This is a genomic window from Geodermatophilus sp. URMC 62 (assembly GCF_052931475.1).
Map to the genome: position 1 here is coordinate 372,605 of NZ_JBRFHY010000001.1, position 12,417 is coordinate 385,021.

The 12,417-nt window shown below is 73.1% G+C and carries 9 protein-coding genes; all 9 read right to left on the bottom strand.

What is annotated here, in order from left to right; all coding sequences use genetic code 11:
- Nucleotides 1–60: 60 nt before the first annotated feature.
- The 9 genes from ACU616_RS01730 to ACU616_RS01770 all read right to left on the bottom strand — a co-directional run bounded on the left by ACU616_RS01730 (nucleotide 61) and on the right by ACU616_RS01770 (nucleotide 11,455).
- Nucleotides 61–1,350, bottom strand: a complete 1,290-nt coding sequence (locus ACU616_RS01730; protein WP_446756771.1) for an ABC transporter ATP-binding protein — start codon at nucleotides 1,348–1,350, stop codon at nucleotides 61–63.
- 48 nt (nucleotides 1,351–1,398) lie between these two features.
- The gene (locus ACU616_RS01735) at nucleotides 1,399–2,232 is read right to left on the bottom strand and encodes a carbohydrate ABC transporter permease (protein ID WP_446756772.1); all 834 of its coding nucleotides are present in this window, start codon (nucleotides 2,230–2,232) and stop codon (nucleotides 1,399–1,401) included.
- Nucleotides 2,232–3,194 carry a carbohydrate ABC transporter permease gene (locus ACU616_RS01740; protein ID WP_446756773.1) on the bottom strand — a complete coding sequence of 321 codons (963 nt, stop codon included), beginning with the start codon at nucleotides 3,192–3,194 and terminating at the stop codon, nucleotides 2,232–2,234. The genes ACU616_RS01735 and ACU616_RS01740 overlap by 1 nt, the downstream gene beginning before the upstream one ends.
- Nucleotides 3,191–4,441 (bottom strand): extracellular solute-binding protein, encoded by a 1,251-nt coding sequence (locus ACU616_RS01745; RefSeq protein WP_446756774.1) that lies wholly within the window; start codon nucleotides 4,439–4,441, stop codon nucleotides 3,191–3,193. Before ACU616_RS01745 ends, ACU616_RS01740 begins: the two co-directional genes overlap by 4 nt.
- A gap of 320 nt (nucleotides 4,442–4,761) precedes the next feature.
- A complete protein-coding gene (locus ACU616_RS01750; protein WP_446756775.1) occupies nucleotides 4,762–5,991 on the bottom strand; it encodes a DUF4032 domain-containing protein in 1,230 nt (409 codons plus the stop codon).
- Nucleotides 5,992–6,127: 136 nt separating this feature from the next.
- Nucleotides 6,128–6,553 carry a helix-turn-helix domain-containing protein gene (locus tag ACU616_RS01755; RefSeq protein ID WP_446756776.1) on the bottom strand — a complete coding sequence of 142 codons (426 nt, stop codon included), beginning with the start codon at nucleotides 6,551–6,553 and terminating at the stop codon, nucleotides 6,128–6,130.
- 178 nt (nucleotides 6,554–6,731) lie between these two features.
- Entirely contained in the window at nucleotides 6,732–7,394 is a 663-nt protein-coding gene (gene pgsA, locus ACU616_RS01760) for a CDP-diacylglycerol--glycerol-3-phosphate 3-phosphatidyltransferase (protein ID WP_446756777.1), read from the bottom strand.
- Between the two features lie 7 nt (nucleotides 7,395–7,401).
- Nucleotides 7,402–8,829 (bottom strand): MiaB/RimO family radical SAM methylthiotransferase, encoded by a 1,428-nt coding sequence (locus ACU616_RS01765; RefSeq protein ID WP_446756778.1) that lies wholly within the window; start codon nucleotides 8,827–8,829, stop codon nucleotides 7,402–7,404.
- Between the two features lie 70 nt (nucleotides 8,830–8,899).
- Nucleotides 8,900–11,455 (bottom strand): DNA translocase FtsK 4TM domain-containing protein, encoded by a 2,556-nt coding sequence (locus ACU616_RS01770; RefSeq protein ID WP_446756779.1) that lies wholly within the window; start codon nucleotides 11,453–11,455, stop codon nucleotides 8,900–8,902.
- Nucleotides 11,456–12,417 lie beyond the last annotated feature (962 nt).

Below are 12,417 nucleotides of genomic sequence, written 5' to 3' on the forward strand. Positions count from 1 at the left end.
GCCGGCGGTGCCCCGGTCGGGGTGGCCGCGGGCACCGCCGTCAGCGGCTCGGGCGACGGCTCAGGCGGCCCCGGCCCGGTGCGCCCCGGAACCGGGACCCGAGACGGTCTGCCCCGAGGACTGCGCGTCCTGCACCTGCTCCACCCGGTCCTCGGTGGCCATCTGCGTCAGCCGGGCCCCGGCCTCCGCGTCGCGGGTCAGGTTCTCACCGGTCTGCGGGTCGAAGACGTGCACCTTGCGGCTGTCGAGCCAGAACTCCGCCTCCCGGCCCTCCCGGATCCGGCTGGTGGAGTCGATGGACACGATCGCCTGCGTGCGCAGCTCCTCGGAGTCCAGCTCCCGGGAGAGGTCGCGCAGCTGTGCGGTGACCGCCTCGGGCGCCTCGTAGGGGATGTAGGCGTACTGCGAGTCGCCGAGCCACTCGGTCACGTCGACCCGAGCGCGGAACACCGACCCCAGCGGCCGCTTGGCCTCGTCGACCAGCGACGCGTCCTCGAAGTACTCCGGCCGGATGCCGACCAGCAGCAGGTCCCCCCGGCCGCGCACCGCGGCGGCGCGGCGCTCGTCGAGGACGACCGGCCCGAACGGCGTCTGCAGCCGGTCGCCGTCGAGGGTGGCGGGCAGGAAGTTCATCGGCGGTGAGCCGATGAACCCGGCGACGAAGAGGTTGACCGGCTGCTCGTAGAGCTCCCGCGGGGAGGCCACCTGCTGGATCTTGCCCTTGCGCAGGACGCAGACGCGATCGCCGAGCGTCATCGCCTCGGTCTGGTCGTGGGTGACGTAGACCGTGGTGATGCCCAGCCGGCGTTGCAGCCGGCTGATCTCGGTGCGCATCTGCCCACGCAGTTTGGCGTCGAGGTTGGACAGCGGCTCGTCGAAGAGGAACGCCTCGGCCTGGCGCACGATGGCCCGGCCCATCGCCACCCGCTGGCGCTGGCCACCGGAGAGGTTGGCCGGCTTGCGCTCGAGGTGCTCCTTGAGCTCGAGGACGTCGGAGGCCTCGTTCACCCGGCGGCGGACCTCGTCGTCGGGCGTCTTGGACAGGCGCAGCGGGAAGGCGATGTTCTCGTACACCGTCATGTGCGGGTAGAGCGCGTAGTTCTGGAAGACCATCGACAGGTTGCGCTCACGCGGGGCGAGGTCGTTGACCCGCTTGCCGCCGATGATCATGTCGCCACTGGTGATGTCCTCGAGCCCGACGATCATCCGGAGCAGCGTGGACTTACCGCAGCCGGACGGGCCGACCAGGATCATGAACTCACCGTCGGCGATGTCGAGGCTGACGTCGTTCACGGCCGGGTAGCCGTCGCCGTACTGCTTGACGATGTTGCGCATCTCGATGGAGGCCATCAGATCTCGTCCCCTTCGGACGTCAGTGGTGTGGGGAGCACGGCCGGGTCAGCCCTTGACCGCGCCGTTGGTGAGACCGGCGACGATGCGCCGCTGGAAGATGAGCACCAGGACGACGACGGGGATGGTGACGATCACCGCCGCCGCGGCGATGGCCCCGGTCGGGTCCTGGAACTGGGAGGCCCCGGAGAACAGGCCGAGGGCTGCGGGGACGGGGCGTGCGGCGCTGGTCGAGGTCAGCGAGATGCCGTACGCGAAGTCGTTCCAGGCGATGAAGAACGCGATGATCGCCGTGGTGAACACGCCGGGTGCGGCGAGCGGGACGATCACCTTGCGGAAGGCCTGCCAGGTCGTCGCGCCGTCGACCTGGGCCGCCTGCTCCATCTCCCACGGGATCTCCCGGAAGAAGGCGGACATGGTCCAGATGGAGATCGGCAGCGTGAGCGACAGGTACGGGATGATCAGCCCGGGCCAGGTGTCGTACAGCCCGATCTGCCGCCACAGGTTGAACAGCGGCGTGACGATCGAGATCACCGGGAAGATCGCCACGGCCAGCGCGGTGCCGAGGATCAGCTTCTTGCCGGGGAAGTCCAGCCGGGCGATCGCGTACGCGGCGAACATCGACAGGACGCACGAGATGAACGTCGCGATCAGGCAGATCCCGAAGCTGTTCCGCAGCGCCGGCAGGAACAGGTCACTCGCCGTGCCGGTGAGGATCGTCGAGTAGTTCTCCCACGTCCAGGCCGACGGCAGGAACTGCTTGTTCGCGAGGTCCGCCGTCGTCTTGAAGGACAGCGAGAGGATCCAGGCGATCGGGAACAGGCAGTAGACGACGATCAGCACCCCGCCGATCCACCACCAGGTCTTCTCCTTGGTCGACATCAGCGGTCTCCTCGTGCCTGGGCCAGATCGACCTTGAACCCCTTGATGAAGCTGAAGGCGATGAGCACCACCGACAGGAAGAGCAGCACGGAGACCGCGGAGCCGAGGCCGATCTCCACGCGGGAGATCGTCTGCCGGTAGGCGAGGAACGAGACCGACTCGGTGTTGTTCGCCCCCGCGGTCATGATGAAGATGCTGTCGAAGATCCGGAACGCGTCCAGGGTCCGGAACAGCAGCGCGACCATGATCGCGGCCTTCATGTTCGGGATGGTGACCTTCCACAGCCGCTGCCAGGCCGTCGCGCCGTCGACCTTCGCCGCCTCCTGGAGCACGTCGGGCACCTGGGCGAGACCGGCCAGGAGCAGCAGCGAGATGAACGGGGTGGTCTTCCAGATCTCGGCTATGCAGATCACGAAGAGCGAGGACGCCTGGCCCCCGAACCAGTCGGTGGTCTCGCTGACGCCCGGCAGCCAGGCGAACCAGCTGTTGACGAAGCCGGTGCTGATCCGGAAGGCGAACGCCCAGGCGAAGGCCGACACGACCGTGATCACCGCGTAGGGGATCAGGATGGCGGCCCGGACCACCGGCCGGATCGAGCTCAGCGCCTTGGCCATGACCATGGCCAGCGCGAAGCCGAGCACCAGCTCCACGGCCACCGTGATCACCGTGATGATCACGGTGACGAGGATCGACTGCCACCACACGGCGTCGGTGAGGATCACCCAGTAGTTGCTGAGACCCTCGAAGGACCGGTTCTCGGGGTCGGTCAGCCGGTAGCTGAACAGCGAGTAGTAGACCGCCTGGACGATGGGGTAGGCGGTCACCAGCAGCATGACCAGGAAGGCCGGGCCGGCGAGCAGCCACCCGAGCTTGCGCTCGGCCCGGGACCGGTCGCTGATCGACCCGCGGGGTGAGGAGACCGGCTGGGTCTTCTCGACCGGCGGGAGGGTTGTCTGCGTCATAGCAGCTGCTCTCCGTTCAGGACGGCTCGGGTGAGTGTCTCCGTCCGCTCACCGGTCTCGTCGTTCACCGAGCCCGGCGGGTGGAACTCGCGCAGGAAGGACCCCAGGACCTCGCTGTAGTAGGCCGTCAGCGGACGGGAGGCCGCCAGCTCCAGGGACTCCCGGATGGTGCCGGCCATCGGGTAGGCCTCCTGCACCTCGGGGTCGTCGTAGACCGCGATCGACGACGCCGGGTTGCCGTTGGTCACCATGTACTCGGCCTGGTTCTCGTCCTGGACGATGCAGGTGACCGCCTGGTAGGCGAGGTCGGGGTTCGGGCTGAACGCCGACACGGCGATGTCGATCCCGCCGAGGGGCGGCGCGCTCGGCGTGCCCTCGTCGACGGCCGGGTACAGCGCCCAGCCGTAGTCGTCGGGCACCGACTGGTCCAGCGTCCCGGCCTCGACCTTGCTGAGGGCCTGGGCGTAGACGAACGGCCAGTTGACCATGAAGCCGGCGTCGTCGCTCTCGAACTCGCTCGCGTTGGTGTCCTCGTTGGACGTGGTGAAGCCGGCGCCGACCGCGGAGGAGTTGGCGACGGCGGCCATCACCTCGGCAGCGCGGTCCGCCTCGGGGGTGGCGAGGCCGAACTCGATGTCGTCGGGGCCCTCCCCGCTCTCCTCGATGTACTGGCCGCCGGCGGACTCCAGCAGGGCGTTGAACCACACCATCAGGGACTCCGACCGCCGACCCTGGGCGCTCAGCAGCTTGTCCTGGCCCTCCGCGGCCTCGATCAGCTGCTCCCAGGTGACCGGCTGGCTCATGTCGAGCCCGGCCGCCTCGGCCACCGACTTGCGGTACCAGAGGAGCTGGGTGTTCGACCAGAAGGGGACCGCGACCAGCTCGTCGTTCCACGTGGCGGAGTCCACGGCACCCTGGAACACGCCCTCGGTGACCTCCTGGGCGACGTCCTCCGGGACGGGGGCGAGGAAGCCCGCCTGGGCGAACTCGGGCGGGAACACCACGTCGATGCTCATGAGGTCGATCGAGGTGTCGTTCGCCGCCAGCCGGCGGATCAGCTGCTCCCGCTGAGCGGGCGAGTCGCGGGGGAGCTGGGACACGTTGATCGTGTAGGCCCCGTCCGACTCCTGGGAGCACCGCTCGGCGATGGTCGCCTGACCGCCGGAGTCGGGGTTGATGTACCAGTTGAGGACCGGGGTCGCGCCCGCGCTGGAGTCCCCGCCACAGGCGGCGAGGGTGGACGCCACGACGAACGCGGTCGCCGCGCCCCCCAGGACGCGCCGGCGTCGTCTGCGTGACGTCCGGGTCGACCGATGCCCACCGGCGTCGGTACGGGGTCCTTCTGCGATGGACAACTCTTCGCCTCCCGTTTCGGCGAGCTCCGACGATCACCGCGCTCCCGTACCGTGGCGCAGCCCACAGCCCGCCGCAACCCGGTCGTGTCCCCCGCGTGACCAGCCGTTCGATGCCGGGAGGGGCAGGGCCGGGAGGGGCAGGGCCGGGAGGGTCAGGGCCGGGAGGGTCAGGGCCGGGAGGGTCAGGGCCGGGAGGGTCAGGGCCGGACGGGTCAGGGCCGGGTGGCGATGACCGAAGGGGTCGTGAGCTCCGCCGGCGTCGCCGGGAGGACGGTGGCGAGGTAGGACTGCGCGGCCGCCGTCGTGCCGACGTCGCGCCCGGCCTGCTCCGAGAGGAACCACCGGTGCTCGAGCACCTCGTGGAAGACCTCGGCCGGCGCGAGCCGGCCGGCGAGCTCGGGGGGGATCGCGTCGACCACCGGCCGGTACACCTCGGCCAGCCAGCGCGTGCCGGCCACCGTCTCCGACACCGGCTGGCCGCTCTTCTGCTCCAGCCAGGCGCGGAAGGTGCGCAGGTCGTTGAGCAGCCGCCGCGCCTGGTTCTCCTGCACCTCCAGGCCGGTCAGCCGGAACAGCTCACGGCGGTGCTGCCCCGGCGCGGACACCCGGGTCTCCACCCGCAGGCGGGCGCCCTCCTCGGAGGTCACCAGCTCGACCTCGCCGACGTCGAACCCGAGGTCGTTGAGCCGGCGCAGCCGCTCGGCCACCCGGTAGCGCTGCTCGTCGGCACGGAACACCTCCTCGCGGGTGACCTCCTCCCACAGCGACTCGTAGCGCACCGGCAGGCTGTCGGCGACGTCGATCGGGTCGACGCCCTCGGGCAGCAGTTCCCCCGCCTGCAGGTCGAGCAGCTCGGCGCCCACCCGCTCGCGGGCCAGGTCGAGGTCGTAGTGGCGCTGACCGCGGCTGAGCGTCGGGTGCCGCTCGGCGGTCTCGGCGTCGACCAGGTGGGCGGACAGCGCGCCGGCGTCGAGCCGGAAGAGCGTGTTCGACAGCGAGCAGTCGCCCCAGAAGATCCCGGCCAGGTGCAGGCGCACCAGCAGCACGACCAGCGTGTCCATGAGCTGGTCCACCGACTGCCGCGCGCTGGGCCGGGAGAACAGGTAGCGGTAGGACATCGAGTACTCGAGGTAGCGCGTGACGAGGATGGCGTCCTGTCCGTCGGGCCGGTCGACGCAGATGCCCAGGACCGAGACGGCCGGCAGGCCCTCCTCCTCGAACTCGGCGAGCAGGGCGTACTCGTGCCGGGCCAGCGTCTCGGCGATCTCCTTGAGCGCGAAGACCTGGCCCTGCGTCGCGACGAAGCGCACGACGTGCCGGGAGATGCCGCGCTGCGGCACCTCCAGCAGCAGGTCGGGGTCCCACTCCTCCAGCGGCAGGTGCCAGGGCAGCGTCAGCAGCTCGGCGCCGTCGGTGCCCGGCGGGCGGAACAGGTACCGCACGGCGACCTCCGGTGGTGGCGCGCAGCAGCCGGCCACCCTCGCGGGGTGGCGTCCGCGTTCCCTTGCGGGACCACGATGCCACGAGGCGCACGCAGGTGCGCGGAGCGTGCGACGGCGCGCCGCCGACCGGGTGGCGTCAGGCGGCCAGCGACACGGCCTTCCCGGCGCGGTGCGCGGCGCGCGTGGTGGCGCCGACCAGCGCGAGCGCGGGCTCGGCGGCGGGGACGCCGGTGTCGGCCGGGACGGCGGTCCCCTCGGCCGGTGCGTCGTCGGCGGGGACCGCGGCGGGGGCGGCACCGGCGGCGGGGACCAGCGGGCGGACACGGCCGTCGGGGCCGCGCAGCTCGGTGCTGACCTCGGCGAGCAGGTCGGCCAGCTCGACGTCGAGGGCGTCACAGATGGAGGCGAGCAGCTCCGAGGAGGCCTCCTTCTGGCCCCGCTCGACCTCCGAGAGGTAGCCCAGGCTCACCCGGGCGGCACCGGAGACGTCGCGGAGCGTGCGCCGCTGCCGCAGCCGGTGACCGCGCAGGGTCCGCCCGAGCTGTGTGCGCAGCAGCGTCATGGCCGTCTCCTGTCTGGCGGGGAAGAAGCGGCGGCACCCCTGGTGCCGTGCGCCCACGGTACGCGGCACCCCTCCCCGGCACCGGGCCGGCGCGGCCGCGTCCGCTCATGGCGTAACAACCTGGTGGGCCCGGACGTTCCACGGGCGACGGGCCGCCGGCGGCCCCAGCTGGGCGCTCCTAGGCGGCGGTGTCGGTGCGCGAGCCCGCCGGCCCGGCGGCGCGCCGCGCGGCGGCCGCGCGCATCGCCCGGGCACTGGTGCGGCGCAGCGTCAGCGCCCGGTAGACGTAGTCGAGGCCGGTGGCCAGGGTCAGCAGCAGTGCCGCGGCCATGACCCACCAGCGGACGCTGGCGAGCAGGCCGGTCAGCGGCAGGATGTACAGGCCGATCGCCAGCGCCTGGGCGACGGTCTTGGCCTTGCCGCCGCGGCTGGCGGCGATGACGCCGTGCCGGATCACCCAGAAGCGCAGCAGGGTGACGCCGAGCTCCCGGACGATGATCGCCAGCGTCACCCACCAGGGCAGCAGCCCGAGCACCGACAGCCCGACGAGCGCGGTGCCGGTGAGCGCCTTGTCGGCGATGGGGTCGGCCAGCTTGCCGAACTCGGTGACCTGGCCGGTGCGCCGCGCGATGAGGCCGTCGTAGCGGTCGGTGATGATCGCCAGGCCGAAGAACACCGTCGCCCAGATCCGCCGGCCGTCGTCCATCCCGCCGTCGGAGAGCAGCAGGACGGCGAACAGCGGCACGACGGCCAGCCGCAGCACGGTGAGCGCGTTGGGCACGTTGACCAACCGCGCCGACTGCGACGGGGTGGCCGCGGGGTCGGGGGCGACGGCGCTCACCGGACGCTCACCTCCCGGCCGTCCCGTACAGGGCGGCCCCGGTCGCCACCGGCTCCAGCGCGGCGGCGACGAGGTCGACGCCCTCGGTCGCGACGACCTCGGCGACCAGCAGCTGGCCGGGCCGCGCGTCCGCGGGCACCCCGGTGACCGTCGTCGTGCCGTCGGCCTCGGGGTCCTGGTGGGCGGCGTGGCCGGCCCACGTCCCGGGCCCCTCCTCGCTGTCCGGGATGGCGGTGAGGTCCTCGGTGAGCAGCACCTCCACCCGGGAGCCGACCCGCTCCTCGGCGCGCTGGGCGGTCAGCTCCTCGACCAGGTCGGTGACCCGGCGGACTCGGGCGTCGATCTCGTGCCGGTCGAGCTTGCCGGGCAGTCCGAGCGCCTCGGTGCCCTCCTCGTCGGAGTAGCCGAACACCCCGACGGCGTCGAGGCGGCCCTCGGTGAGGAAGCGCTCGAGCTCGGCGACGTCGTCCTCGGTCTCCCCGGGGAAGCCGAGGATGACGTTGGTGCGGAAACCGGCGTCGGGCGCCAGTGACCGGGCCCGCTCGATCAGCGCGAGGAAGTCCTCGGTGCCGCCGAAACGGCGCATGCGGCGCAGCAGGCCCGGCGAGGAGTGCTGGAAGGACAGGTCGAAGTAGGGCGCCACGCCGTCGGTCGCGGCGATGACCTCCAGCAGACCCGGGCGCAGCTCGGCCGGCTGCAGGTAGGCCACCCGCACGCGGACGATCCCCTCGACTGCGGCCAGCTGCGGCAGCAGCCGCTCCAGCGAGCGCAGGTCGCCGAGGTCCTTGCCGTAGGACGTCGAGTTCTCGCTGACCAGCACCAGCTCGGTGACGCCCTGACCGGCCAGCCAGCGCGCCTCGCCGAGCACCTCGGCCGGGGGCCGGGAGACGAACGAGCCGCGGAAGGTGGGGATGGCGCAGAAGGCGCAGCGGCGGTCGCAGCCCGATGCGAGCTTGAGCGCGGCCGAGGGACCCGCGGCCAGCCGGCGGCGCTGCACCCAGCCGTGGCCGGGGATGGCCGGCGCCTCCGGGGCCGCGGTCGCGGCCGTGCGTGCGGCGGGGCTGATGGGCAGCAGCGTGCGGCGGTCGCGGGGCGAGTGCGGCACCAGCGGCCGGCCGGTCAGGACGTCGTCGAGCCGGTCGCCGATGACGGCGTAGTCGTCGAAGCCGAGGACGGTCGCCTCGGGCAGCGCGCCGGCCAGCTCGGAGCCGTAGCGCTCGGCCATGCAGCCGACGGCGACGACCTCGGCACCGGAGTCGGTGGCGGCGAGGATCGCGTCGACGGAGTCCTTCTTCGCCGACTCGATGAACCCGCAGGTGTTCACCAGGACGGCGTCGGCGCCCTCGGCGTCCTCGACCAGTTCGTAGCCGTCGGCGGCCAGGCGGCCGGCCAACTCCTCGGAGTCGACCTCGTTGCGGGCGCAACCGAGGGTCACCACCGCCACTCTGCGTGCAGGGGAGGGCGGAGCTGTCACCCGCCCATCGTAGGCGCCGTGAGCGGCGGCGTCAGTCGTCCCCGCCGGGCAGCGTGCCGCCACGGACCGTGAACAGCACCGACTCGAGCTCGTCGGGCTTGACCAGCACGTCGCGGGCCTTGGAGCCCTCCGAGGGGCCCACCACCCCGCGGGTCTCCATGAGGTCCATGAGCCGGCCGGCCTTCGCGAAGCCCACCCGCAGCTTGCGCTGCAGCATCGACGTCGACCCGAACTGGCTGGTGACGACGAGCTCGACGGCCTGGACCAGCAGCTCCAGGTCCCCGCCGATGTCCTCGTCGATCTCCTTCTTCTCGCCCGCAGCGGCGCTGAAGACCTCCTCGCGGTACTCCGGCTCGGCCTGCCGCTTGGTGAACTCGACGACCGCCTCGATCTCGCCGTCGGAGACGTAGGCCCCCTGCAGCCGCTGCGGCTTGCCGGCGCCGATCGGCATGAACAGGGCGTCGCCCATGCCGATCAGCTTCTCCGCGCCGGGCTGGTCGAGGATGACCCGGCTGTCGGTGAGGCTGGAGGTGGAGAACGCCAGCCGCGAGGGCACGTTGGCCTTGATCAGGCCGGTGACGACGTCGACCGAGGGGCGCTGGGTGGCCAGCACCAGGTGGATGCCGGCGGCGCGCGCCTTCTGGGTGATGCGCACGATCGACTCCTCGACGTCGCGCGGAGCCACCATCATCAGGTCGGCGAGCTCGTCGACGATCGCGAGGATGTAGGGGTAGGGCCGGTAGACCCGCTCGCTGCCGGGCGGGGCGGTGATCTCGCCGCGCTCGACCTTGCGGTTGAAGTCGTCGATGTGCCGGACGCCGGTGGCCCGCATGTCCTGGTAACGCTGCTCCATCTCCTCGACCAGCCAGGCCAGCGCGGTCGCGGCCTTCTTGGGGTCGGTGATGATCGGCGTGATCAGGTGCGGGATGCCGTCATAGGGCGTGAGCTCGACCATCTTCGGGTCGACCAGGATCATCCGCAGCTGCTCCGGCGCCGCCCGCAGCAGCAGCGAGGTCAGCAGCGAGTTGATGCAGCTGGACTTGCCGGCGCCGGTGGCACCGGCGACGAGCAGGTGCGGCATCTTGGCCAGGTTGGCCGTGACGAACCCGCCTTCGATGTCCTTGCCGAGGCCGACCACCATCGGGTGCGGGTCCTGCTTGGCCACCTGCGAGCGCATGACGTCGCCGAGGCTGACCGTCTCCCGGTCGGCGTTGGGCACCTCGATGCCCACCGCCGACTTGCCGGGGATCGGCGCGAGGATCCGGATGTTGTCGTTGGCGACGGCGTAGGCGAGGTTGCGGGTCAGCGCGGTGATCTTCTCGACCTTGACCGCGGGGCCGAGCTCGACCTCGTAGCGGGTGACCGTCGGGCCGCGGGTGTAGCCGGTGACGTCGGCGTCGATGGTGAACTGCTCGAGCACCCCGCGGATGGCCTCGACGACCACGTTGTTCGCCTGTGACTCCTTGCGCGGCGGGGTCCCCGGACGCAGCAGCGACACCGACGGCAGCGTGTACTCGCCCTCGACCGGCTCGATGCGCAGCTGCTCGGGCTCGGTGACCGGCTCGAGGTCCTCCGGCGGCGCGGTGCGGTCGACGACCGGCGGCCGCGGGGCCGGGACCGGTGCGGGCGCCGGCTCCTGGTGCACGGCCTCGCGGACGTCGGCGGGCGGGAGGGAGTCGATCGGGCCGGTGGTGGTGAGGTCGGGCGAGGGGTCCTCGGCCAGCACCTCGGCGAGCGCGGCGCGCTTGGAGCGGCGCGGGCGGCGGGCCTCCTCGGGCTCCTCCTCGTACGCGTCGTCGTACTCCTCGCCGTCCCACTCCCCGTCCTCGCCGGCGCCCCCGCCGACGAGCTCGCGCAGCCGGTCGGGCACCTGGTGCAGCGGCGTCGCGGTGAGCACCAGGACGGCGAAGACGGCGAGCAGGGCGAGCAGGACGACGGCGACGACGGCGCCCAGGCCCGCGGTGAGCGGCGTGCCGACCGCCCAGCCGACCAGGCCGCCCGAGCCCGGCCGGCCGGCGAGGGGGTCGCCGTGCGTGCCCACGACCGAGGCGATCCCGAGCACCGCGACGACGGCGCACAGCCAGCCGATGGCCAGCCGCCCGCGCGCCTCGGGGTGCGGCGCGCGGCGCAGCAGCCGGAGCGCGACGAGGAAGAGGAAGGCCGGCAGCACGACCAGCAGGGACCCGACCACCCAGCGGACGGCGGTGGCCAGCCCGGCACCGACCGGGCCGATCCCGTCGAACCAGGCGGCGGCGCCGAGGACGACGGCCAGGCCCAGCACGGCCAGGCCCGCGCCGTCGCGGCGGTGCTCGGGTGCCAGCGGCTCGGCCTCCTCCGGGCGGGCGATCGAGCGGGCCAGTCCCCCGGCGCCGCGGGCGAGCAGCGACCAGGCGCCGGCGGCGGCCCGGAACGCGCCGGCGGCCGCGCCCGGACCCTGCTTGGCGGCGGGCCTGCGGGCGGGCGGCTTGCGGTTGCCGTTGCGGGCGGGGGTGCGCGGCGCCGGCCGCTTGCCCGCGGCGGTCGACCCGGACCGGCCCTTCGGGGCCGAGCCGGCCGGCCGGCGCGAGGGCGTGGTACGGGCAGGCATGGGTCGACGGTAGCCGCCGTCGCGCCCTCCCCCAGGCAGGCGGGACGTCGTGTCCCCGGCCTCCGGTCGGCCCGTGGCGACCTCCCCGTACGGGAGCTGGCCCACCCCGGTGACCTCGGCACTCGTCATCCGCGCCGCCGCGCGGCCGGGCGAGGTCGCCGTCGACGGCCCCGACGTCTGGTGGGCGGAGTCACGCCCGGCCAAAGGGTGGCCGCACGGCGCTGGTGCGCCGCCGCGCCGACGGCACGGTCGCCGACGTCCTCCCGGCCCCGTGGAACGCCCGGACACGGGTGCACGAGTACGGCGGCGGCGCGTGGACGGCCGCGGACGGCGTCCTGTGGTTCGCGCACCTCGACGACCAGCGGCTGCACCGGCTCGGCCCGGACTCCGTCTCCGACCCGCGCCCGGGACCCGACGGGCAGCCGGCCTGGCTGCAGTGGGACCACCCGTCGATGCCCTGGGACGCCGCGCAGCTGGTGGTGCGCGCCGCCGACAGCGGCGAGACCGTCGTCGCCAGCGGGGCTGGTGAGTCGGTGGTGCAGCCGACCTGGGACGTCGACGGGTCGCTGCTGTTCTGCTGCGACCGCACCGACGTGTGGGCCCTGTGCCGGTGTCGGCCGGGCGGTGCCGCGGAGCTGGTGCTCGACGTCGCCGGGCCGCAGTGGCGCCTCGGCGCCAGCCGCTTGGCGGTGCTGGACGACGGGCGGGTGGCGCTGGCCGTCCCCCGCGGCGGCGCCGACCGCCTCGCCGTCCTCTCCCCCGGCGGCGACCTGCGCGAGCTCGACCTGCCCGCCAGCTCCCTCGGGCAGCTGCGGGCGGAGGACGGCGCGGTGGTGTGCGCGGCCGCCGGGCCGGCCAGCGAGCCGGTCGTGCTGCGCGTCGACCTCGGCAGCGGGGACGCCGAGGTGCTCCGGCAGGCGTGCGACCTCGGCCTGGCCCCGGGGCGGATCTCGGTGCCGGAG

Bases quoted from the DNA above. Each gene is read 5' to 3' on its own strand.
- ACU616_RS01740 (WP_446756773.1), bottom strand. From the start codon at position 3,194: ATGACGCAGACAACCCTCCCGCCGGTCGAGAAGACCCAGCCGGTCTCC.
- ACU616_RS01730 (WP_446756771.1), bottom strand. From the start codon at position 1,350: ATGGCCTCCATCGAGATGCGCAACATCGTCAAGCAGTACGGCGACGGC.
- ACU616_RS01755 (WP_446756776.1), bottom strand. From the start codon at position 6,553: ATGACGCTGCTGCGCACACAGCTCGGGCGGACCCTGCGCGGTCACCGG.
- ACU616_RS01735 (WP_446756772.1), bottom strand. From the start codon at position 2,232: ATGTCGACCAAGGAGAAGACCTGGTGGTGGATCGGCGGGGTGCTGATC.
- ACU616_RS01770 (WP_446756779.1), bottom strand. From the start codon at position 11,455: ATGCCTGCCCGTACCACGCCCTCGCGCCGGCCGGCCGGCTCGGCCCCG.